Raw genomic sequence first — 21703 nt, 5'->3', positions numbered from 1 at the left:
CGGATCTTGTGCCTGTAGGAGCGGGTGTTCATTGTGAGTTCGTCAGGGAAGAAGTACACCCCGGAGTACCGGCAGGAGGCCGCCAGACTGGTCATTGAGTCCGGGCACCCAATCGCTCATGCGGCTAAGGAAATTAACGTATCAGCCACAATTTTAGGCAGGTGGGTCACACTCGAGCGGGAACGCCAAGGCTCGGTAGATGGCCGCAGTGATGCCGATATACGAGCCGAAAACGCTCGCCTGCGTCGTGAGTTAGCTGAGGCCAAGATGGATAGTGAGTTCTTGTCAAAAGCCACCGCCTTCGTCGCTTTGAGGCAACGCGATCGGAAAAATTTGAGCTACTACACCAGGAGAAGGCGAACTACAGCATAAAACGAATGAGCAGGTTATTAGAGGTTTCCCATTCTGGCTACTATAAATGGCAAAAGGCTCAAGCAGTACGACATCGTGGTGAAAATCAGCGTCAGAGATTCCTCGACCAGTTAGACAGGAAAATTCTTGATATCTGGGAAGATTCTGACGAAGTCTACGGTGCCCCACGGATTAGTGCAGAACTCTCTGAGGATGGGGTCTATGTCAATCGCTAAACCGTGGCCAAACGCATGCGGATGATGAGTATTGAGGGTATCTCACACAGGGCGTTTGTTCCCGTAACGACAATTCAATCCAAGCAGAAGTTCACGCTTGTAGACCTGGTAAAACGCCTATTTGATCAAGGGCAGCTTAATCGAGTGTGGATGTCGGATTTTACCCATCTGCGCACGAATGAGGGCTAGCTGTACCAATGCGTTATCCGCGATGGACACTCCCGCCGAGTCCTAGGCTGGTCCATGGATAGTGTGCAGGATTCTTACCTGGTTGAACGTGCACTGCGCATGGCTTACACCCTGCGTGGTGAAGTACCCGACGGCGTGGTCTTCCACGCCGATCGTGGTACCCAGTTCACCAGCGAACAGCTGTGGCAGGTCTGTCAAGAACTAGGGATTGCACAATCGGTCGGCCGTACTGGTGTCTGCTTTGACAATGCGATGGCCGAGTCGTTCTGGTCGACATTGAAGACCGAATTTTACGATCGGAAGAAATGGCAAACCCGCAACGAAGCCCGGAAGACGGTGGCTCGCTGGATTGAGATCGTCTATAACCGGCGCCGTCGCCACTCGTCCATCGGGATGGTAAGCCCCGTCGATTTCGAAGCCCAGCTCGCTGATCAAAACGGTAATAAGAAGGCCGCTGCTTAACTCCTAAGCAGCTTAACAACGTGTCCACGACTTGCGGGTAACCCCACTACCGCTGACGATGGTCAGCGGCGAGGGCCGAGTCTGCGGGATATTTCCCAGCAGAAGTTAAACGCTGCCACCGATTACATGATTGATGAGTTAATGAGCCAGGGCATGAGCGAGAAGGAAGCCATCGAGTATTTAGACCGTGAGTTGGAAGAGGCTATCCCGGATGATTTCTGGGAAAGCACCGACTAAGGACTAATCCTGTTCCGGCTCCGGTGTGATTAGAGTTCGGCGTCCTAATCGTCTTCATGCTGTGCTTCCAGCTCTGGTGCCTTGTTCTCACTCTGGGTGTCGTGTGCGTTATCCACGGTCTGGTAGCCGGTAGGAGCCTCCTCGCCTAGTTCGAGGCTGGTGAGAAAGTCGAGGTTGTTGTGTTCCTACGGGCCGTGTGCAGTGGTGGTCTGGGGCACTTCAATAGGCCATTTGGAACCAGATAAACCAGCCGGAGAAACCCGCGTGAGGTGCCCTAGGCTTGGGCCTATTGGTCTTGAACAGATTCTGATCCTTGGCGAGGATAATAGGTCTTGGTCGATTTATCGGGGCGTTGGGTTAGGGTGAGGTCATGCTTTTTGATTCGCTGCCGCGGCCGAGCGTGCGTGTAGCTCCGGGGGTGGGGCATGTGCCGGGATGGGTGGGCGTCGATAAGCAGAAGGCCTTGGTAGAAGAGATGCGCGGCATTGCGCGCGAGTATGCGGCGACACCGATGGCGATGGTGCGCCCGCGGTTGAAATCCGGCGGGCAAATGAGTGTATTTCAGCTGCATGTGGGTAGGTATTGGCATTATCCCAGCTATCGGTACGTGGACAATATAGACGGCACGCGGGTTCCGCCGGTGCCGGAGAGCCTGCGGCGGATTGTTCCGGGGGCATTGCGCGCCGCGGCGGAGGTAGCACCCGAGATAGAGCCATGGGTGGAGACTTTCGTGCCGGAGATGGCGCTGGTGAATTACTATCCACCGGGATCGGCCATGGGTATGCACGTGGATGCCTTTGAGGAATCACCTGCGCCGGTGATTTCGCTTTCCATTGGGGATGAGGCACTTTTCCGTATGGGGCATACCGAGGCGCGCACGCGGCCGTGGGACGATATCACGTTGTGCTCAGGGGATTTGGTGGTCTTTGGCGGACCGAAGCGCTTTGCCTACCACGGGGTAGTGCGCGTCAATGATGGCACGTTGCCGCAGGGGTGTGGGCTTAAAGAGGGACGTATCAACATCACTATCAGACAAGTATCTGTACGGGCGGTAAGCTAGGGATGTTACATAAAGCTTAAAGGAAAGAAGGTTCTTTTATGTCTCGTATCGGCATCATCATCGGCACTACCCGCGATAACTCGGCCGGCAAGGTAGTGGGCGAGTGGCTTTATGATCTTGCCCAGGGGCGCCAGGATGGGGTGGAGTACACCCTGCTGGATCTCAAGGAGTTTGATATTCCGCTGCTGACCACTGACGTCATTCCTGCCACCGCCAATAAGCAGTATGCGGATGAAAAGGTACAGGCGTGGTCTGATGCAGTGGATGCCTGCGATGGTTTCGTATTTGTCACCCCAGAGTACAACCGCTCCGTGCCGGGTCCATTCAAGAATGCCTTCGACTGCTTGGCAGGGGAGTGGACCGGTAAGCCGGTTGCGTTCGCCGGTTACGGTCCAGCGGGCGCAATCCGCGGTGTGGAAGCATGGCGCACCATCGTGGTCAACTTCTCCATGCCGCAGCTGCGCAACCAGCTCAATTTCGGTTTCTTTACTGACTGGACCGATGGCGAATTCCGCCCCGTGGATGCAAAGGTGGAGCGCACCAACTCCTTGCTGGCTGAGCTGGAAGACGTCGTTTCCGCATAATCAGAGCCTGTTGGCCGCATACAAAAGTCAGCCCCCGCGCTCTTTCCGAGCAGCGGGGGCTGACTATTATGCGGCCGGCTTAGTTACTGCAGGCCAAATTGCTCCCAAGCGGCAGGGGAGAGGTTCTGGTACACGTGCTTGTGCTCCTGGTACTCGGCCAAGCCGGTGGGGCCAAGCTCGCGGCCGTTGCCGGACTGCTTGTAGCCGCCCCACTCTGCCTGCGGCAGGTAGGGGTGGAAGTCGTTGATCCAGATGGTGCCGTGGCGCAGGGCGCGGGCGACGCGCTCGGCGCGGCCGGCGTCGGAAGTGTAGACGGCGCCTGCCAAGCCGTACTCGGTGTCATTAGCGATGGCGATGGCCTCCTCCTCGGTGGTGAAGGTCTCGATGGTCACGGTCGGGCCGAAGGCCTCGTCGTGCACGCAATCCATCTCGCGGGTGGCTCCATCGATGATGGTTGGCAGGTAGTAGACACCAGCGCCTAGGTCGGTGGTGCCGGTGCCGTGCTGGCCATTGGTGTCCTCGCTGGTAGCGGCGCGGCCGCCGGTAAGGATCTTGGCGCCCTGCTCGCGAGCCTTGTCCACGTAGGCGGCAACCTTCTCGCGGTGCTCGGCGGAGATGAGCGGGCCGGTCTCGGCCTTGTCATCGGTCGGGCCGCCGATCTTGATCTTATTGGCGCGCTTTACCAGGGCATCGACGAACTTATCGTGCAGGGACTCTTCTACGACGATGCGGGAGCCTGCGGAGCAGACCTGGCCGGAGTGGAAGAAGGCGCCATTGAGGGCGTTGTCCACGGCGACGTCGAAATCGGCATCGGCGAAGATGACGTTCGGGTTCTTGCCACCGAGCTCGAGTGCGGTGCGCTTGACGGTTTCTGCCGCATTCTTGGCGATGATCTTGCCGGTAACAAGGCCACCGGTGAAAGAGACCATGTCCACATCAGGGTGCTGGGAGAGTGGGTTGCCGCAGTTAGCGCCAGCACCGGTGATGAGGTTGCCCACGCCGTCTGGCAGGCCGCACTCCTTGAGGGCGGCCATGAGCAGCATGGCGGTGTGTGGGGTGAGCTCCGCCTGCTTGAGGACGAAGGTATTGCCGGCGGCCAGGGCTGGGCCGACCTTCCAGGAGACCTGCAGCAGCGGGTAGTTCCACGGGGTAATCAGGCCGCAGACGCCAACGGGCTCGGCGTCGATGCGCGAGCGCAGGTTGGGATCCTGTGGGTCGACTACGCGGCCGGCCTGGTGCTGGGCCAGGGTGCCGAAGAACTCGAAGGCGTTGGCGATGTCATCCATATCGCCCAGGGACTCCTCGTAGCGCTTGCCGGTATCGGCGGACTCGGCTTGGGCGAAAAGCTCCTTGTGCTCGCGGATGAAATCGGCCACGCGGATGACGAGCTTGCCGCGCTCGGCGGACGGGGTATTGGCCCACTCGCCGTTGTCGAAGTTTTCACGTGCAACCTTGATGGCGCGCTCGGTGTCCTCGTCGGAGGCCTCGGAGACCAGGCCGACGGTGGAGCCATCGGCCGGGCAGATGATCGTACGGGTCTCGCCGCTTTGGGCGGCTTCCCACTTACCGTTGATGAACAGGGACTTCGGGGTGCCGTCGGCATGCACGCCCTTCAGCAAATCAGTCTGGGTGGGGTCGAACAGAGTGTTCTGGGTGCTCAAGTGAAAAGCAACCTTTCTCTCATAGAGGTAGTTGTACTGGCCAGCTTAGCTATCTTCGCGCCAGGTGCGCTCAGGCTCGGCGCCATCGGAGACATCGGACTCACCCGGTTGGGTCTGCTGCATGTGCAGGAAGGCCAGGTGGCGCTCGTAGAGGTCCAGCACGTTATTGATGATTTGGTTCTCGGAGTAACCGTAGACGTCATAGCCCAAGGAGCCAGTCATGTCATAGACCTCGAGGCGGTAGTATTCGTCTCCTTCGCCCGTGCTGAAGTCGGGGCGCTCGGCCGCGACTGGGAAGAGCTGATAGCGGAACATGCGCTCATTGTGCAGCTTAACTTCTAGGTCGAGCTGGGGAAGTTCGACGTCGGGAAGCTCGCTGGTGAGCAAGAGGGCATCGTAGCCGCGGCTGCGCATGTGCGTTGCTACCTGCTCCAAGGCGTAGGTAGCGGTCTCGCGCAGGTAGGTATCCATCTCCTTCTTGGAGGGGAAGGTATTGGCGCGGTCGAGGCGGCTCTTCCAGAGGTCGGCATTGGCCGGTTCGCGCTCGGTACGCGAGGAAATCACGCCATGCATAGCGGTGGTGCGGGCCTCGCGCTGGATATTTTCCAGGCGCAGGGACTTCCACAGCGAGAACATAATGAGGTAGACCACGAATGCGAAGGGCAGGCCCATCACGACGGTCGCGGACTGCACGGTGGCAATACCATCGATCTGCAGCAAGGCCAGGGTGAGCGCGCCCACGGTGACGGACCAGAAGATGCGCAGCCAGCGGGAACCGTCCTGGCGGTTATCGGTAATGCGGGAGGTGAAGTTGGACATCACCAACGCGCCGGAATCGGCCGAGGTGATGTAGAGCAGCAGGCCGATGAACGTGGTCAAGAAGATAACGATGCCAGAGCCCGGGAACTCGTGCAGCATGTCATAGAAGCCCTGCTCCGGAACGTTAATGGCGTTCTCGGCGAATTCAGGGTAGTCACCGGAGCGGACCATGTCCAAGGCAGTGTTACCGAAGAAGGACATCCACATCAGGATGAACAGGAACGGGAAGGTCAAGGTGCCGAAGATGAACTGGCGCAGGGTGCGGCCGCGGGAGATGCGGGCCAGGAAGAGGCCGACGAAGGTCGCCCAGGCGATCCACCATGCCCAGAAGAACAGGGTCCAGGACTGCATCCAGGTATCGGCGGCCGCTTGGTCCTCGGCGAAGGCAAAGGTCTCCATGGTCCAGGACGGGAACTTCGAGACATAGTCGCCGATATTGGTCACGATGGCATCGAAGAGGTACGCGGTCTTGCCAAAGACGACGACGTAAATCATCAACGCGATGGCCAGGTAGACGTTGAGCTCGGAGAGGAAGCGAATGCCCTTATCCACGCCGGATACGGCCGAGAGGGTCGCAATAGTAATGGCGATGATGATGAGCGCGGCCTGCAGACCGAAGCCCTGCTCAAAGCCGAAGATGAGGTGAATGCCGTAGGACAGCTGCACCACGCCGATACCCAGGGAGGCGGTCACACCGAAGACGGTGCCCAGCATGGCGGCGATGTCGACAGCGGAGCCAATAGGACCGTGCACGCGCTTGCCGATGAGCGGGTAGAGCGCGGAGCGAATAGCCAGCGGCATATTCAGGCGGTAGGCAAAGTAACCGAAGGCCATGCCCATGAGGGCGTAGAGCGCCCAGCCGGTCAGGCCATAGTGGAACATGGCGTAGACCACGGCTTCCTTGGCGGCCTCCATAGTCTCGCCCTCGCCCACGGGCGGCGCCATGTACATGGTGACCGGCTCGGCGACGGCGAAAAACATAAGATCCACGCCAATGCCGGCGGCAAAGAGCATGGACACCCAGGAGAAAGTATTGAATTTGGGCCGCGAGTGGTCCGGGCCTAGGCGGATATTGCCGGCATTGGAGATGGCAATATAAAGGACAAAGACCACGGCGATGGTGGCGGTGAGAACATAGAACCAGCCGAGGTTAGTACCAATCCAGCCGGTGACATTGGCCAGGGTCTCCGCCGCCGATTCACGGCCAAAGCCGGCGTAGAGCACCATGGCGATGATCAACACGCCAGAGATAATAAATACCGGCCAGTTGGTTTTGGGTGCGGGGACCTCGGCTGCGCCTACATCATCGCCGGTTTCTGCCTTATAGCTGCCGACGAGGGCGCGGACTTGGTAGCGCGGGCTGCGCTTTTTGGTATCCCCAGAGGGGGTTGCGAGAGAGGTGTCTTTACCCCCGTGTTGGGGGGAAGTGCTCGAAGTGTGGGACTCCTCAGGGTCGTGAGGATCGAAGTTTGCCATCTACTTCTCCTAGTGTTGGTTGGTTTGGGCCGAATCTTTCGCACGAGTGCCCCAAAAGTCTCACAAGATCGCAGGGAGAGATAGGTGAGTGAAATGAATCATATGAGGGTGAACTATGCGCAAAGACTTCGGATTTCATCTCCAGAGATATCCATCCGGACAAGGTAAATATACATTAAGATGGGCAAACTTCTAGGGGGATGTGTACTCTGGAGGTAGTGCCCGCACATAAGGCGATGTGAATAAATACACACTTTTGTATAAATTACAATATTTTCACTTCCAGTGGGGCAATCTTGACGTGTGAAATATTTCACAGAAAGAAGGGGATTTATGGGTTTTATGGACAAGCTGACCAAGAAGCGTTCCGCTAAAAAGGTCACCGATGAAGTAAGCGACGTAGTCGTCGTTGGCGGTGGCTCCGCAGGCTCCGTCATCGCCGCACGCCTGACTGAAGACAAGAACACCCGCGTGCTGGTCCTTGAGGCTGGCCGCCCAGATTCCCTGTGGGATCTGTTCATTCACATGCCGTCCGGTTTCTCTTTCCCAATCGGTGCAAAGAACTATGACTGGATGTACGAGTCCGATCCGGAGCCGGAGATGAACGGCCGCCGCGTTTACCATGCCCGCGGCAAGGTTCTCGGCGGATCTTCTTCTATCAACGGCATGATCTACCAGCGCGGTAACCCGATGGACTATGAGAAGTGGGGCCAGGGCCCGGGCATGGAGAACTGGGACTTCGCCCACTGCCTGCCGTACTTCAACCGCATGGAAACCGCCGCTGCGGCCGAGCCGAACGATCCGCGCCGTGGCCACGATGGCCCGCTGTACCTCTCCCGCGGTCCGGCTACCTCCGAGCTTTTCCAAGCCCTGTTTAAGTCCGTGCAGGAAGCCGGCTACAACCTGACTAATGACGTCAATGGTTACCGCCAGGAGGGCTTCGCTCCGTTCGACCGCAATATTAAGAACGGCAAGCGCTGGTCCGCTGCCCGTGCCTACCTCTACCCCAATATGGATCGCGAGAACCTCGAGATCCGCACCCGCGCTTTCACCACCAAGATCCTCTTCGAGGGCCAGAAGGCCATCGGCGTCGAGTACGAGTGGCAGGGTGGCGTGCACCGCGTTTATGCCGAGAAGATCGTGCTGTCCGCCGGTGCCATTAACACCCCGCAGCTGCTGGAAATCTCCGGTATTGGTGACCGTGAAATTCTGGAGAAGCACGGCATTGACGTCGTCAAGCACCTGCCAGGTGTGGGCGAGAACCTGCAGGACCACCTCGAGGTCTACATCCAGTATGAGACCACCAAGTCCACCGCTTCCTCCCAGCCTTACCTGGATAAGTGGCGCTGGCCGTTCATGGGCCTGCAGTGGCTGCTGACCCACAAGGGCCCGGTTGCTACCTCCCACTTTGAAGGCGGCGGCTTCGTGCGCTCCAATGAGAATGAGGACTACCCGAACCTCATGTTCCACTTCCTGCCGATGGCCGTGCGTTATGACGGCCAGAAGGCGGACGTCAAGCACGGCTTCCAGTGGCACGTGGGCCCGATGTTCTCCGATACCAAGGGGCACGTTCACATCAAGAGCGCCGATATCCACGACAAGCCGTCCATCCTCTTCAACTACCTGAAGACCGACCAGGACCGCCGCGAGTGGGTTGAGGCCGTACGCGTTGCCCGCTCCCTGCTGGATACCAAGGCTATGGAAGAGGTAGGCGCCCGCGAGTTCAGCCCAGGCCCGGATGTCCAGACCGACGAGGAGATCCTGGAGTGGGTCCGCAACGACGGCGAGACCGCGCTGCACCCATCCTGCACCGCCAAGATGGGTGTGGAGTCCGATCCGATGGCCGTTGTTAACCCAGACACCATGGGTGTGTGGGGCGTCGAAGGCCTCTACATTGCGGATGCCTCCGTCTTCCCGTCCGTGACCAACGGCAATATCTACGCCCCAACCATGATGGTGGGCGAGAAGGCTGCCGACCTCATCGCCGGCCGCACCCCGCTGGAGCCAAACCACGCCGAGTGGTACAAGGCCAAGCAGGATATGCCGCTCTACGCTGAGGGCGAAGCAGTCCGCGATCACAAGCACTCCATCCAGGGCGCTGACCACTAAGCACCCTCCCGCCGGATGGCTGTAGCGCCGCGTTCCCTTTTTCTGGGGGCGCGGCGCTTTTGCTTGCCGACGTCCTCCTTTTTCCTCACCGTGACTCCCTATCCGCTGGGCCAGAGCCATGGTTTAATCTCCTGGCAAGGAATCAGGGCCAATCTAGTGAAGCGCCAGAGTAAAGGAAGGCATTAATGCTCAGCATTATCGCTTTAGTCATTAGTATCGTTTTCGCCGTTGCCGTTATTAAAAAGCTCGATGACATCGATGCGCACTTAAAGGAACTACTCGCCTTGCGCGAAGATGACCAAACACCGTGTTAAGCGTGTGGGTGGCTAAGGAGACGGTGAACAAATTTCGAATTAACCAACTGCAAAAGGCCCATACCGACCGTGAAATGGAATTTTCCTGCGATGCAGCTTGAAGGGCTATGGCTTCGTAGGCCAAAGTGCTTTCCAAGCAGCAGTTCCAGTACTTCGTACGTGGGGTAGCCAACACCGCCGACTTCAAGGAAGTATCATTCCAGGATACCAGCGAAAAGAGTTAGTCATTTGGCTATTAGAAAGCTTCGCTACGTGTGGTTCGACCCGTACGCAATGTCCGTGAGCGTCTAGCTCTTCATGGAGAACCTGGTGTCAGTGTCGCTGGCCGCACCTACGCCGGCGTCATGTCCGCCGACACCCTGTTCATCACCATCCCCACAGGGGTGGGTGTGGACATCCACGTGAAGATTCTGGAGAACTTCGCCGCCCACGCCGCCCCCGCGTTGAGTTGGCAGCCGAACCGCGAATGACCAGTCATCGGCTATCCCATCGACTAATTATTGCAGGTCGCAGGACTTTCGCGTGACTGTTAGTTCAGCCCATTTTAAATAGTTCATCGCATACTGTATAGTTCAGCATATGCTGACTATTGCTTCGCGCCTCGACGTCATGAACCGGCTCGGCCGGGCCATGGCTGATCCGACGCGCTCCCGAATCCTGATAACCCTACTAGACGGTCCGAGCTACCCGGCCGTGCTTTCGCAAAGCTTGGATCTGACCCGCTCGAACGTCTCGAACCACCTGTCCTGCCTTCGCGATTGTGGCATTGTCGTCGCTGAGCCGGAGGGCCGCAAGACCCGCTACGAAATCGCCGATCCCCACCTCGCGGCAGCGCTCGAAGCGCTGGTCCACGCGACGCTGGCCGTCGACGAGAATGCCCCTTGCATCGACACTGAGTGCTCGGTGCCCGACTGCGGCGAGAAAGGAACGGACGCATGAGTTCAGCATGTGGATGCGAACACGAACCTGCTACGGAGATTGACGAGCTCGATCGGCCATGGTGGAAGGACCCTGAGCTACTGCTACCGATCTTCTCCGGCGTAGCCCTCATAACAGGACTGGCGCTGGACTGGTCCGACTTGGAGACGCCCGCGACGGTACTGTATTGGGTTGGCCTGCTGTTGGGCGCTTACACGTTCGCGCCTGGAGCGATCCGAAACCTTGTCACGAAGCGCAAGCTCGGCATTGGCTTGCTAATGACGATCAGCGCGGTCGGTGCGGTGATCCTCGGATTCGTCGGAGAGGCCGCGGCGCTAGCGTTCCTGTATTCGATCGCCGAGGCACTGGAAGACAAGGCGATGGACCGGGCCCAAGGCGGACTGCGGGCGCTGTTGAAGCTGGTACCGCAGACCGCGACGGTGCTGCGCGACGGCACAGCGGCCGAGGTCGCAGCGAAGGACCTCGAGGTTGGCGAGCTAATGCTCGTGCGCCCCGGGGAGCGGATCGCCACGGACGGCATCATTCGGTCTGGGCGCTCCAGCCTTGACACCTCAGCGATCACCGGAGAATCCATTCCGGAGGAGGTTGCGCCCGGCGACGAAGTGCCTGCGGGAGCGATCAACTCCGCCGGGGTGCTGGAGGTCGAGACGACCGCAGCTGGAACGGACAACTCGCTGACCACACTCGTGGACCTAGTCGAGCAAGCGCAGGCGGAAAAGGGCGACCGCGCCCGGATCGCCGACCGGATTGCCCAACCCCTAGTGCCCGGGGTGATGATCCTGGCGGTGCTGGTCGGCGTGATCGGCTCGCTGCTGGGCGACCCTGAGACGTGGATCACCCGTGCGCTGGTAGTCCTGGTCGCAGCGTCGCCGTGCGCGCTGGCAATCTCCGTGCCGCTGACGGTCGTGGCCGCGATCGGCGCGGCCAGCCAGTTCGGAGTGGTCATCAAGTCCGGCGCGGCGTTCGAGCGACTCGGCGGCATCCGTCACCTGGCAGTGGACAAAACCGGAACCCTTACCCGCAACCAGCCTGAGGTTACCGGAGTGGTCCCGGCAGACGGATTCGATCGGGCGCAGGTGCTTTCCTTCGCGGCGGCAGTTGAGCAGCAATCGACACACCCCCTCGCCGCGGCGATCGCGGCAGCGGGGCCCGAAGCGCCCACCGCCTCGGACATCAGCGAGGAAGCTGGGCATGGCATCGGCGGCACCGTCGAAGGCCGACGGGTGCTGGTGGGCAGCCCCCGATGGATCGACGCCGGGCCACTGAAAGCGGACGTTGAGCGCATGGAGTCCGAGGGCCAGACCTGCGTCCTGGTCACCGTCGATGACGCTCTCGCCGGGGCGATCGGGGTCCGCGACGAGTTGCGGCCCGAGGTGCCCGAAGCCGTGCAGGCCCTGCACGCCAACGACGTGGAAGTAAGCATGCTCACCGGCGACAACACACGCACCGCCCGGGCGCTGGCTGGAATCGCCGGAATCGACGACGTGCGCGCCGAGCTGCGCCCTGAGGACAAGGCAAGCATCGTGGCCGAATTCTCCTCCAAGACGCCGACGGCGATGATCGGCGACGGCATCAACGACGCGCCGGCACTGGCGGGCGCGACGGTGGGCATAGCGATGGGAGCGACCGGCTCTGACGCCGCGATCGAGTCCGCTGACGTCGCCTTCACCGGCCACGACCTCCGGCTAATCCCGAAGGCGCTGCAGCACGCCCGCCGAGGAAGCAGGATCATCAACCAAAACATCGTGCTGTCTCTGGCCATCATCATCGTGTTGATGCCACTGGCGATCAGCGGCGTGCTGGGCCTGGCCGCCGTCGTGTTGGTTCACGAGGTCGCCGAAGTGATCGTGATCTTGAACGGCCTGCGGGCTGCGCAAGCGAAGCGCTGAGGCTGCGACCGGCAAGTCTCATAAGGGTTAAACCACACGCCGAGCGGACACACCTTGGGCCAGGCACGTCATTCGAGTTCATGGTCCGTCTCCGTGGAATCGGGATCGTACTCGGTGATCTGTCCCTTCTCGGTGCGGGTGGGCACGGGGGCTGTGGGCGAGCCACCACCCGGCACGTGCCCCAGCCGGTCAAGGGCCCCCGAGCGCTCGGCGTCTTCAGCGCAGATCGTGGAAGGAGCGAACTTGCGCAGGGACCAAGCGTCACTGCGAGACTCTTTTCGTCCCGCAACTTGAATAGTTCAGCGGCCTTGATACCGCGGACATCCATTCGGAGTGCTGCCGAGTCTCATCGACACAGCCTGCGACTACCTGGTCAGTGTGTTTGACAAAGGACCCCACCCTCATCAGCGTTGCCGAGCCCTCGCCGTTCCAGTTGCCGTAACCGACTAGATGCAGATTCTTCACCGCGGTTTCGCGGCCGCGCATGAGGTGGCGGAATAGACCGAGAGCCGAACGAAAACCAGCGCACCAGATCAGATGGTCGTGGTCGTGCTCACTAAAGCTATCGAAGATGGGGGGATGTCCCCGAGGTTCGGGCCGGAATCGCCGCCGAGAATCCGGCGGCGGCTGCGTCGGTGAACGAACGGACCGCGCTTCAACCTACCCCCAATAAAGCGAAGCGTCATCAACGCCCAGCGTTACACGTTTAATTTGAACTCCACAGAGTGTCGGCGCAGTTTAACGTGTGCGAGATTCATTCTTGGACCCAGCCCAGTCGCTGGCGTTAACCTTGCACAAAACTACGGCGATGGTCCTGGACGGCCTTGCTGACTGAGCACCCGGCACCTCCATCACAGGCGTTCGTGCTCCCCACATCCTTCGCTCAAGCGGACTGCTATCCCGTAAACCGATGTTGTCACCCTTCCAGGACGGTAGCCTTATCAACCCAGCGAGCCAATAGACTGAAAGCCGCGAGCTGCTCCAACGCGACTTGCTCCTCACCACCGTCGTGTGGAACATGCATCCCGGGATTGCGGATAGCCGCGTACAAGCCCTCTGCAAAGGCGCGGGCGCCCCGATGCAGGTTCTCAAACGTCTTACTGCCATCATTTTCCATAAGCCGAAGGCGCGGCACATTACGCTTCGGATCATGGAGTGAAAACGCCTCGTTGAAAAGTGCTGTTTCAGATACGTCTAGGCGGTTCAGTTTCGCTTGGGTCTCTGCATTGACGCGGATGGCAGCCTGCATCACGGCTTGATGGTAGTGCCCGTGATTCCAGTAACCCTTGCCATTTTCCCACGCCCACGGATGCAGATTGGCTGCATCTAAGTCTGGCGTGTTCTCTCCGAGCTTTTCAGCGAGTTCAGACCGACGTTCAAGCGCTGTCTTGGCCTGGGCCGCTTGACCCCTCAGCCAGCTATACTCCTTGTCCTGGACCGGGAGTCCTTGTCTCCACCCGGGAAGCACTCGGTCAAGGATCATTTCAACGACATGGGCGCGCGCCGCAGCCTCAGTCGGCGATCCACTCATAACGGTTCCAAGGTAGGCGATGCCCGGGCCCATGTCGGGGACTACCTTCGCTGTGACTTGCAGGAACGCGTCTATCTCATTGATCGCCCACTCGGGGTCCAGCTCGGCCATGCCTCCATTATGACGTATGGGGCTGACATGGCCGGAGAGAACTGGTCTGATACCCCCACCAGAAACACCTCGCATTGTTGCAGGCGCGCTGACGCGCGCACATAATGGAAACCATGAGCGACCCCAACTTCACGATCCGCCAGATCACCTTCGACTGCCACGATCCCTCAAAGCTCGCCAAGTTTTGGTCCGCCGCAACCGGCTGCGAAATCGCCGCGGATTACGGCGATTTCGTGATGGTTGATTCCACCCCGGCGCTGGGATTTCAGCGCGTTGAGGAACCGACACCTGGGAAAAACCGCATGCACGTCGACGTTGGCGGGGCGGAGCGCGAAACTTTAATAGAACGCCTCAAAGACCTAGGCGCCACCGAACTCACCACCCACGAAGCGCCGGGATTGGTGTGGACCGTCATGCAGGACCCGGAAGGCAACGATTTCTGCGTGGGTAACCCCGGGGCCTAGCTACACGTTGAACTTGAACTCGACTTGGTTCAAGTTATCCGTGTGACCCCGCGGGCGACCCGCGCCGGGTTGATGTGTGCGTTGGGGTGTGCAGCGGCACAGAGTTTTGGGTGACAGCATCCTTGGCTGGCGCTCCGCGGTGATCACTGCACGGCCTAGTGTGTTGGGTGCGCTGCAACTCATTGGCGGGCTTTTCTTGTCTATATGGGCGTGTCTTAGATTCGTTCCGGCTTTACGTCCGCCGCGTACCTACCGTGGTGGCGGGCACTGAGAATTACACGGAACAGGCCATTGCGGCCGGCAGCATCGATGACATGACCGGGTGGCGCGCTTATAAGCTCGGGGTGGTCACGAACCTGTCCAATCCGAAAGCGCTCGTATTCTTTGGTGCGCTTTTCGCGCAGTTTATTCGTCCCGATATGTCGCCCACTTGCACCGTTGCGGTGGCGGTAATCCTCGTGGCGATGTCCGTGACGTGGATTTCTACCTTTGCACTCATTGTGCGCGCGGCATCGCGCTGGATTGCACATCATTCCGCGGGTATCGTTTCCGGTCTTATCTTTGCGGTGCTGGGATTCATTATGGTCGTGGAGGGCGCTATCGAGCTCTTCGGTTAGTACAGGTGGCGGATTTCTATAAAAGAGTTGATATAGGAGCTACCTAAATCACAGAACTTACCTGTTTCGCTGCAGGTGAGAGGGTTCTTATAGTGGCATGTGTTAATCCAATCGCATGCGAGTATGGAGGTGTTAGGTGGCTATTAGCGCCCTGGTGACCTTAATGGGCGTGTGGTTCGCGGCGATGGCCTCGCCGGGCCCAGACGTAGTGCAAATCATTCGCTTAGGTGCGCGTTCTACGCGCGCAGCCGTATGGGCGGCGCTTGGTAGTACCACCGGCCTTACCATTTGGACCGTGGCCTCCTTGGCGGGGCTATCCGCTCTGATTTCCGCGCACCCTGGCATCCTCGTGGCGCTGCAGGTTCTCGGTGGTTGTTACCTGCTGTGGATGGCCTATACCGCCATTACCGGTGGCATTAAGGAGCGCCGCGCACCCGCAACCGTAGTGGGCACCGAAACCCGCGCCCCGCAGCCGCGCGGGTTTACGCCGGACGGCATTATCAAGGCGGCCACCGCCTATCGCATGGGATTCATCTGCGATCTCTCGAACCCCAAGGTGGTCATTTTCTTCGGCGCTATCTTTGCCAATTTCATTGATCCCGGCATGGGCATTGGCGCCAATCTCATGGTGGGTGCCGTATTGATTTTGGAAAGCCTCGTGCTCTTTGTAGGCGTGGCTTTGAGTACCCGCGCGGTATCGAAGTGGATGGCCAAGAATTCCGCGTGGGTGGATATTGTCAGTGGCGTGGTCTTCCTGCTGCTGGGCATCATCATCCTTTTTGAAGGAGTGCGTGGCCTTATAGCCATGTAATCTGGGTCCATGATTTTTACCACTACTAACACCGTTGATGGTTATGAGATTACGGACTATATCCGCATTATCGCCGGAGAGACCGTCATCGGTATTAATATGCTGAAGGATTTCGGGGCATCCCTCCGCAATATCACCGGTGGGCGCTCCGCTGGATACGAAAGCGAAGCCATCAAGGCACGCGAGGCGGCACTCGATGAGTTGTGGCGCCGCGGACAGGAGCTCGGGGCCGATGGCGTGGTGGGCATCGCCTTTGATTATTCGCCCATGGGCACCTCGAATGACATGCTGATGGTCACGGCCACCGGCACGGCGGTGAAGCTGCGCGCCCGTGACTAAGGTAGGCAAGAAAACACTGGCTCTATGCGCTGGGTTATGCGCGGCCGCCGGGCTCATGGCGGGGTGCGAGGAAGAACCGCCGCGGCCGGGCAGCGTGCCGAATGAATCGCACGGCGCGGCCGATGGCTATATCACCACGCTGCCGGACCAAGGCACAACGGCTAATGGCCGCTACCAGATCATTAACCTACAAAATCATCGCAGTTTTGTAGTCCACGTGCCGTTTAATGCGGATAAGCACCACCGCCTGCCCGTGGTCGTGGCGATGCACGGCTATGAGATGGACGCCGGCAACATGTTCAAAGGCACCGACTTATCCCAGGGCGATGCCATTACCGTCTTTGTCCAAGGTGCGGGCAAGGCGTGGGCACCGGCACCCTATGCGGTAACCAGCTTGGAAGATGACCTCAAGTACGTGGATGACACGATTGATTTCGTCCGGCGCCATTATCCCGCCACGGACACCACCTATGGCGTGGGCTTTTCCAATGGCGGCGGATTCGCTCGCGCGATGACGTGCAAGCGGCCGGGCCTATTCGATGCGGTGGCCACGGTTTCGGCGGCCAAGTATGACCGCGTGGAAAAGGACTGCGCCAGCGAGCCTACCGATTACCTCGATATTCACGGCACGGACGACGTGCTTATGAAATACGGTGGCGGGCACCAGCACGGCGCGCACTACCGCTCGGTGAAGCAATCGCTACGCGGAATCGCGAGGGAGAATGGGTGCAATCCGTTTCCAAAGCGGCGTCGGAAAGAAGCAGTGGAGCACTTCACCTGGCGGGTATGTGATGCGCGCACCGAGCAGTACACCATCCACGGTGGCACGCACACGTGGAATGGCGGGGCCACGGACCATTCCGGTTTGGTGAAAGCGGAGTGGACCACCGATACGGTCCTGGATTTCTTCCATATCGCCCACCCGTAGTAGGCGCAGCGCGCGGGCTGGGTAAGCTGGGCGGCATGCTAGACATTCCTATCAACGGCGACTCCATCAAATTGGGCCAGTTCATCAAGCTGGCCAGCTTGGTGGCTACCGGCGGCGAGGCTAAAGAGCTCATCGCAGAAGGCGTAGTTACGGTCAATGGCGAGCCTGAAACGCGCCGGGGCGCCATGCTCCACCCAGGCGATGAGGTGTGCATCGAGGACGCCTGCGCGCGCGTGGGCGAGCCGGACGATGACGATGATTACTTTGATGAAGCCACGGCCGACGATGACTTTGATCCGGAAAAGTGGAGGAATATGTAGATGCCAGCATTCGAAGCTGAAGTGGGCATGCCCTACTGGATCGACCTGACCACCTCGGACCCGCGCAAGTCCGCGCACTTCTACGAGCAGGTGCTGGGATGGGAAATCTCCGCCGAGTCCGGCGAAGACAATCCCTACCAGATGGCGCGCCTGCAGGGCCTGCCCATCGCCGGTCTGATCCCGCAGCCGGAGGAGGCCCCCATGCCGGATACGTGGGTGACCTACTTCCTGTCCAAGGACATCGCGGGCGATTGCCAGCACGCGCAGAACCTCGGCGGGCGCATCCTCGTGGAGCCGCAGCAGGTGCAGCTGGGGCACATGGCCCTGCTTGTCGACGCCGCCGGGGGCATGTTCGGCCTCATCCAACCCGCCGGCCCAGAGCACTTCGTGGCCGCCGGCGAGCCCGGCACCCCGGTCTGGCACGAGCTCACCGCTACCTCGGGCTTCCAGAACGCGATGGATTTTTATGGCGAGCTTTTCAACTGGGAAATTCGCGCCATGCAGTCCGAGGATGAGAACTTCATTTACGCTACCGCGGAAGAAGACGGTGCGCCCTTTGCTGGCCTGTGGAACGCCGAGGGCCAGTTCCCGCCGCAGGTCCCGAGCTTCTGGCAGACCTACCTGGGCGTGCGCGATATCGACGCCGCTGCGAAGAAGACCGTGGAACTAGGCGGCGAGATCATCCGCGAACCATGGGATTCGCCCTTCGGCCGCATGTGCCTTTTAGCCGATTCCACCGGTGCAACCATAACCCTCACCGAGGTCGAAGACGCCCCCGAAGAAGAGCCCACCGAGTCGGATGATGTGCTGGGCCTCGACCCGCAATAATTGCAATGAGTGAATCGCCACTGGTCAAGCGCGTATTAGCGGTCGTTGCCGTAATCCCACCCGGCAACGTCACTTCCTATGGCGAGGTGGCTAAGGTGGCCGGCTGCGGTGCGCGCAACGTCGGCACCGTACTGAAACGCCACGGCGGCGGTGCCACTACCGCTTGGTGGCGCGTGGTCCGCGCCGATGGTGCCTCCCACGATCCCGCCCGTGCCGCAGAATTGTGGGATCTCGAGGCCATCGCGCACGCCAATGGCCGCGTTAAAATGCACGAGCACGGAATCGACGCCCGCGAATTACAGGAGTTGATGGAGTGAGGGCCTGGGTCATTCTTTTTCTCGCGATTGCCAGCGAAGTCGTGGGCACTGTCGCGCTGAAATACGCCGTGGACCATTTCTGGATCTACGGCGTGGCCGCCCTCTGCTTCATCCTTGCCTTCGTGCTGCTGCACCGCGTGATGCAAGAAGGCGTCAACGTGGGCGTGGCCTACGGTCTCTGGGCATCCGGCGGGGTCATTTCCACTGCGCTGCTTTCCGCCGCGCTATTTGGCGAGCCGCTCGGCGCCGTAAAGCTCGCCGGCATTGCGCTCATCATGGGCGGCGTATTCTGCGTGGAAATGGGCGCTAAGTCGGACAAGGATCACGACCGCACCGTGGAGGTGGCGCCGCAATGATCTGGTTCCTCCTTTTCCTCGCCACCGCCATTGAGGTCACAGGCACGCTGTGCCTGCGCATGTCCGCGGTAACCGGCCGCCGTTTCTGGGTGGCGCTCGTTGCCCTGTGCTATGTCTCTGCCTACGGCTTCTTGGCGCTCGTGCTCAAGGCCGGCATGGATCTGGGTGTGGCCTACGGCATTTGGGCTGCCACCGGTGTTGCTTTGACCGCCATCGCCTCCTACCTCCTGTTCAAGGAGCCATTTACCTGGCTGAAATCCCTCGGCGTGGTGCTCATTGTCGGGGGAGTCCTGCTCGTAGAAGCCGGTGCGTAATACCCACGGTGGCGCTAGGATATTTTCTGATGAAAAAGCTGGCGGTAGGCTCCTTGGTTACCGCACTCTCCCTCGTTACCATCCCCGCCGCCCAGGCTGTCACTCTCGACCCGCACGCTGTGCCCGCGCGCACCCAAATCACCGTCCGGCACGATTCTGGGGCCACGGTGTCCACCGCTAATTCCCATGAGTCTCGCCCCGCGCTGTCTTTGAGCAAGCTCTACTTGGGCTATTGGGTCCTAAAATACGGTGCGCCGGCCGATAAAGCCCGCGTGGAGCATATGATTCGTGTGAGCGATGACAACGTGGCTACCGACTTGGACCGCCGCTACCCGCAGGCCATCCCCAGCATCATCCACGAGTTTGGCCTGCGCGAAACGCACTACACCGGCTACTGGGGGACAACGACCACCTCCACCGAGGATGTAGCGCGGTTTACCTCGCGTATCCAGCACGATCCCGTTGCCACACCCATCAGGACCGGCATGGCTACTGCCGCTCCTGTGGCTGCCGATGGCTACCGGCAAGACTTTGGCACCTCCCGGATTCCAGGGGTTATCGGTACCAAGTTTGGCTGGTCAGACAATCGCCGCATCCATGCCTCGGTATCCACCGCCCCTGGATTTACCGTAGCCGCCAATACCTATGGTGATGCGGCCACCCATACCGCTGACGTCACCCGCGCCGTACATAATGCCCCAGGCGCAATCCCCGGCGGTTCGAGCGAGGCCATTGGAGCTCGTATCGAGCACGATCTGCACCTGCAAGGCCCAGCGCGACAGGCTGTACGAGATGCCACCCGCACGGCAGCGAACTACGAGCGCCAGGCTTGCGCGAGCGCTAATCGAGCACTGGCGCAGGTAACGCCGATGCGCGTGTGCAACTAGGGCTTTTAGAGGCTCGAGAAAATGCAGAACAAGCACGTTTCGTCTCTCACGGAGCATGAAAAGGGCGAAACGTGCTTGTTGTGCAGAGTGGTCGGCGGCTCTAGCGGATGTAGGCGAGGGCGTCGTCGGCAGTGCTGTGGCTATAACTCTCATCGGCCTTGGCGAGCTTATTGCCGCGCAGCACCAGCCATATGCTCAGCGGGTAGAGGATAAGCGCTACCGTGACGGCCTGGATGATGGCGGCCACCTCGGAATCGTGCATGTAGTTCCAGCAAAAGTGCAGGAGGAAAGCGGCGGCGAGGCAGCCGAGAAAGACGCCGATACGCCACCACAGCGGTTTGGCGGCGGCATAGAGCGCCCAGCCGATGCCCCAGCCGGCCAGCGCGGTGAGCAAGACGTGTAGGCCAGGGCCGGCGATAAGCCGCAGGCCCCACATCTCAAATAGGCCCTGAATATCGCTATCGGGGTGCATGGTCGCGCCCATGGCGCCGTAGAGGATGTTTTCGCAGGCCTCGAAGCCTAGGCCCACCACTGCGCCCACCATCCAGCCATGCCACGGGCGGTTGAGCTGGCGGAAGGACATGAGCACGAAGATAACGCCGGTAGCCTTGGAGATTTCCTCTGGGTAGGCGCCGCTCCAGGACATCATGGCATCCACCCAGCCGGTGTCGATGGCAAGCTGCATGACAGGACCGGAGCTGATAAGCGCTAGGGCTACGGCCACCCCGCCGCCCCAAAGGAAAGCCAGTAGGGCCCACAGGCGCGCCGGGCGGGCCCACATGGGGCTGCGCTGCAGCAAGAAGATGACCAGCGCCACGAGAACGGCGGCGATGAGCAGGCTGAGCAGGCCCATCAGGGGAGAGATCAAAAATGTGCTCAGCGTCTGGAAAAAGAACGCGATGAGGCCAATGCCGGACAGGATCCACAGCGTGGTGCGAAAGAGCTTAGACATCTAGAACATCAACTCCCCGGAGAAGTCAGCGAATTCTGCATCGGCCGCAGCGGGCAGATCCTCTTGGCCGAAGGCATGCCAGATGCGGGAGGTGGTGGCCCGGGCCTGATCGCCCTTGCCGGTCACGGTGACCACCCAATCCTTGTTTTCGTCCTCGCCGGTGCCGTCGAGGGAGAGGGCGGCGGTGGAGGAGGGGGCGTCGGCAAGCAGGAGCGCTCCATTCGTGCCGTCAAAGGTGGGGGCGTCGGCCGGCAGGGAAGCCATGGTTAGGGCGCGGACCATGCGGCGCAAGGTGGTGGCATCGTCCTTGGCATCCTCGGTAAGGGTGGCTTGCACACTGACATCACCGCAGGTCCAGCCGATGCTGGCGAGGGATTCATAATCGCGCTCGCAGTAGAGATCGGCAACGTCAATCTCCCAATCCTGGCTGGGCTCGGTCAGGGTGACCTGCTCGACGTCCGCGGAGGAATCCACCAGCGCCGCCTGCACAATTGTGGGCAAAGCGAGAACCACCGCCACGAACGCAATGACGGCGAGGAAAAGGCGCCGCGGATGCGCTGGAGGAAAGCGATAAAATTCCATAGCCCACACCTTATCTTGCT

23 protein-coding genes and 1 pseudogene are annotated in these 21703 nt (G+C 60.1%); 19 read left to right on the top strand and 5 right to left on the bottom strand.

Going from position 1 to position 21703, the window contains the following annotated elements; genetic code table 11:
* Positions 1–24 precede the first annotated feature (24 nt).
* The 3 genes and pseudogenes from I6J28_RS02360 to I6J28_RS02350 all read left to right on the top strand — a co-directional run bounded on the left by I6J28_RS02360 (position 25) and on the right by I6J28_RS02350 (position 3119).
* Positions 25–1238 (top strand): annotated as a pseudogene (locus I6J28_RS02360) (IS3 family transposase).
* A gap of 607 nt (positions 1239–1845) precedes the next feature.
* Positions 1846–2535 (top strand): alpha-ketoglutarate-dependent dioxygenase AlkB family protein, encoded by a 690-nt coding sequence (locus I6J28_RS02355; RefSeq protein ID WP_204610548.1) that lies wholly within the window; start codon positions 1846–1848, stop codon positions 2533–2535.
* Between the two features lie 38 nt (positions 2536–2573).
* Positions 2574–3119: an NADPH-dependent FMN reductase gene (locus I6J28_RS02350; RefSeq protein ID WP_204610547.1), complete on the top strand. Its 546-nt coding sequence runs from the start codon at positions 2574–2576 to the stop codon at positions 3117–3119.
* An 83-nt stretch (positions 3120–3202) separates the two neighbouring features.
* Here I6J28_RS02350 and I6J28_RS02345 read toward each other — a convergent pair whose 3' ends face one another.
* Both I6J28_RS02345 and betT read right to left on the bottom strand, forming a co-directional pair.
* Positions 3203–4780, bottom strand: coding sequence for an aldehyde dehydrogenase family protein (locus I6J28_RS02345; RefSeq protein WP_204610546.1), 1578 nt, complete (start codon positions 4778–4780; stop codon positions 3203–3205).
* 45 nt (positions 4781–4825) lie between these two features.
* Complete coding sequence (gene betT, locus I6J28_RS02340; RefSeq protein ID WP_204610545.1) at positions 4826–7075, bottom strand: choline BCCT transporter BetT; 2250 nt, start codon at positions 7073–7075, stop codon at positions 4826–4828.
* A 333-nt stretch (positions 7076–7408) separates the two neighbouring features.
* Here betT and betA point away from each other — a divergent pair, with 333 nt between their 5' ends.
* The 5 genes from betA to I6J28_RS02315 all read left to right on the top strand — a co-directional run bounded on the left by betA (position 7409) and on the right by I6J28_RS02315 (position 12326).
* Entirely contained in the window at positions 7409–9184 is a 1776-nt protein-coding gene (betA, locus tag I6J28_RS02335) for a choline dehydrogenase (RefSeq protein ID WP_204610544.1), read from the top strand.
* Between the two features lie 185 nt (positions 9185–9369).
* Complete coding sequence (locus I6J28_RS02330) at positions 9370–9498, top strand: chemotaxis protein (RefSeq protein ID WP_204610542.1); 129 nt, start codon at positions 9370–9372, stop codon at positions 9496–9498.
* 254 nt (positions 9499–9752) lie between these two features.
* Positions 9753–9968: a hypothetical protein gene (locus I6J28_RS11705; protein ID WP_239454644.1), complete on the top strand. Its 216-nt coding sequence runs from the start codon at positions 9753–9755 to the stop codon at positions 9966–9968.
* A 109-nt stretch (positions 9969–10077) separates the two neighbouring features.
* Positions 10078–10437 (top strand): Cd(II)/Pb(II)-sensing metalloregulatory transcriptional regulator CmtR, encoded by a 360-nt coding sequence (gene cmtR / locus I6J28_RS02320; protein ID WP_204610540.1) that lies wholly within the window; start codon positions 10078–10080, stop codon positions 10435–10437.
* A complete protein-coding gene (locus I6J28_RS02315; protein WP_204610538.1) occupies positions 10434–12326 on the top strand; it encodes a heavy metal translocating P-type ATPase in 1893 nt (630 codons plus the stop codon). The genes cmtR and I6J28_RS02315 overlap by 4 nt, the downstream gene beginning before the upstream one ends.
* A 916-nt stretch (positions 12327–13242) precedes the next feature.
* Here I6J28_RS02315 and I6J28_RS02310 read toward each other — a convergent pair.
* Positions 13243–13968 (bottom strand): TIGR02391 family protein, encoded by a 726-nt coding sequence (locus tag I6J28_RS02310; protein ID WP_204610536.1) that lies wholly within the window; start codon positions 13966–13968, stop codon positions 13243–13245.
* Positions 13969–14081: 113 nt separating this feature from the next.
* Here I6J28_RS02310 and I6J28_RS02305 point away from each other — a divergent pair, with 113 nt between their 5' ends.
* From I6J28_RS02305 to I6J28_RS02255, 11 genes are all read left to right on the top strand, one after another.
* Positions 14082–14432: a VOC family protein gene (locus tag I6J28_RS02305; protein WP_343287601.1), complete on the top strand. Its 351-nt coding sequence runs from the start codon at positions 14082–14084 to the stop codon at positions 14430–14432.
* A gap of 257 nt (positions 14433–14689) precedes the next feature.
* Positions 14690–15049 carry a LysE family translocator gene (locus I6J28_RS02300; protein ID WP_239454643.1) on the top strand — a complete coding sequence of 120 codons (360 nt, stop codon included), beginning with the start codon at positions 14690–14692 and terminating at the stop codon, positions 15047–15049.
* Between the two features lie 136 nt (positions 15050–15185).
* On the top strand, positions 15186–15860 hold the full coding sequence (locus I6J28_RS02295) for a LysE family translocator (protein WP_198492333.1): 675 nt from the start codon (positions 15186–15188) through the stop codon (positions 15858–15860).
* A 9-nt stretch (positions 15861–15869) separates the two neighbouring features.
* Positions 15870–16199, top strand: a complete 330-nt coding sequence (locus tag I6J28_RS02290; protein ID WP_005323228.1) for a YbjQ family protein — start codon at positions 15870–15872, stop codon at positions 16197–16199.
* Positions 16192–17127: an alpha/beta hydrolase family esterase gene (locus I6J28_RS02285; protein ID WP_204610533.1), complete on the top strand. Its 936-nt coding sequence runs from the start codon at positions 16192–16194 to the stop codon at positions 17125–17127. Before I6J28_RS02290 ends, I6J28_RS02285 begins: the two co-directional genes overlap by 8 nt.
* 35 nt (positions 17128–17162) lie before the next feature.
* Positions 17163–17447, top strand: coding sequence for an RNA-binding S4 domain-containing protein (locus I6J28_RS02280; RefSeq protein ID WP_005323225.1), 285 nt, complete (start codon positions 17163–17165; stop codon positions 17445–17447).
* Positions 17448–18275: a VOC family protein gene (locus tag I6J28_RS02275; protein ID WP_204610532.1), complete on the top strand. Its 828-nt coding sequence runs from the start codon at positions 17448–17450 to the stop codon at positions 18273–18275. It begins immediately after the preceding gene.
* 5 nt (positions 18276–18280) lie between these two features.
* Positions 18281–18592, top strand: coding sequence for an MGMT family protein (locus I6J28_RS02270; RefSeq protein WP_204610531.1), 312 nt, complete (start codon positions 18281–18283; stop codon positions 18590–18592).
* A complete protein-coding gene (locus I6J28_RS02265) occupies positions 18589–18948 on the top strand; it encodes a DMT family transporter (RefSeq protein ID WP_204610530.1) in 360 nt (119 codons plus the stop codon). Before I6J28_RS02270 ends, I6J28_RS02265 begins: the two co-directional genes overlap by 4 nt.
* On the top strand, positions 18945–19262 hold the full coding sequence (locus tag I6J28_RS02260) for a DMT family transporter (protein WP_005323220.1): 318 nt from the start codon (positions 18945–18947) through the stop codon (positions 19260–19262). The genes I6J28_RS02265 and I6J28_RS02260 overlap by 4 nt, the downstream gene beginning before the upstream one ends.
* Positions 19263–19291: 29 nt before the next feature.
* Positions 19292–20149 carry a hypothetical protein gene (locus tag I6J28_RS02255; RefSeq protein ID WP_204610529.1) on the top strand — a complete coding sequence of 286 codons (858 nt, stop codon included), beginning with the start codon at positions 19292–19294 and terminating at the stop codon, positions 20147–20149.
* Between the two features lie 100 nt (positions 20150–20249).
* Here I6J28_RS02255 and I6J28_RS02250 read toward each other — a convergent pair whose 3' ends face one another.
* Entirely contained in the window at positions 20250–21101 is an 852-nt protein-coding gene (locus I6J28_RS02250; protein WP_204610528.1) for a PrsW family intramembrane metalloprotease, read from the bottom strand.
* On the bottom strand, positions 21102–21683 hold the full coding sequence (locus I6J28_RS02245; protein WP_204610526.1) for a hypothetical protein: 582 nt from the start codon (positions 21681–21683) through the stop codon (positions 21102–21104).
* Between the last annotated feature and the right edge of the window lie 20 nt (positions 21684–21703).

Source organism: Corynebacterium tuberculostearicum (genome assembly GCF_016894265.1).
In the GTDB taxonomy this organism is placed as follows: Bacteria; Actinomycetota; Actinomycetes; order Mycobacteriales; family Mycobacteriaceae; genus Corynebacterium; species Corynebacterium tuberculostearicum_D.
This window is presented reverse-complemented; position numbering and strand designations above follow the sequence as displayed.

Bases quoted from the DNA above. Each gene is read 5' to 3' on its own strand.
- I6J28_RS02250 (WP_204610528.1), bottom strand. From the start codon at position 21,101: ATGTCTAAGCTCTTTCGCACCACGCTGTGGATCCTGTCCGGCATTGGC.
- I6J28_RS02275 (WP_204610532.1), top strand. From the start codon at position 17,448: ATGCCAGCATTCGAAGCTGAAGTGGGCATGCCCTACTGGATCGACCTG.
- cmtR (WP_204610540.1), top strand. From the start codon at position 10,078: ATGCTGACTATTGCTTCGCGCCTCGACGTCATGAACCGGCTCGGCCGG.
- I6J28_RS02280 (WP_005323225.1), top strand. From the start codon at position 17,163: ATGCTAGACATTCCTATCAACGGCGACTCCATCAAATTGGGCCAGTTC.
- I6J28_RS02355 (WP_204610548.1), top strand. From the start codon at position 1,846: ATGCTTTTTGATTCGCTGCCGCGGCCGAGCGTGCGTGTAGCTCCGGGG.
- I6J28_RS02310 (WP_204610536.1), bottom strand. From the start codon at position 13,968: ATGGCCGAGCTGGACCCCGAGTGGGCGATCAATGAGATAGACGCGTTC.
- I6J28_RS02260 (WP_005323220.1), top strand. From the start codon at position 18,945: ATGATCTGGTTCCTCCTTTTCCTCGCCACCGCCATTGAGGTCACAGGC.
- I6J28_RS02315 (WP_204610538.1), top strand. From the start codon at position 10,434: ATGAGTTCAGCATGTGGATGCGAACACGAACCTGCTACGGAGATTGAC.
- betA (WP_204610544.1), top strand. From the start codon at position 7,409: ATGGGTTTTATGGACAAGCTGACCAAGAAGCGTTCCGCTAAAAAGGTC.
- I6J28_RS02270 (WP_204610531.1), top strand. From the start codon at position 18,281: ATGAGTGAATCGCCACTGGTCAAGCGCGTATTAGCGGTCGTTGCCGTA.
- I6J28_RS02350 (WP_204610547.1), top strand. From the start codon at position 2,574: ATGTCTCGTATCGGCATCATCATCGGCACTACCCGCGATAACTCGGCC.
- I6J28_RS02290 (WP_005323228.1), top strand. From the start codon at position 15,870: ATGATTTTTACCACTACTAACACCGTTGATGGTTATGAGATTACGGAC.
- I6J28_RS02330 (WP_204610542.1), top strand. From the start codon at position 9,370: ATGCTCAGCATTATCGCTTTAGTCATTAGTATCGTTTTCGCCGTTGCC.
- I6J28_RS02305 (WP_343287601.1), top strand. From the start codon at position 14,082: ATGAGCGACCCCAACTTCACGATCCGCCAGATCACCTTCGACTGCCAC.
- betT (WP_204610545.1), bottom strand. From the start codon at position 7,075: ATGGCAAACTTCGATCCTCACGACCCTGAGGAGTCCCACACTTCGAGC.
- I6J28_RS02255 (WP_204610529.1), top strand. From the start codon at position 19,292: ATGAAAAAGCTGGCGGTAGGCTCCTTGGTTACCGCACTCTCCCTCGTT.
- I6J28_RS02245 (WP_204610526.1), bottom strand. From the start codon at position 21,683: ATGGAATTTTATCGCTTTCCTCCAGCGCATCCGCGGCGCCTTTTCCTC.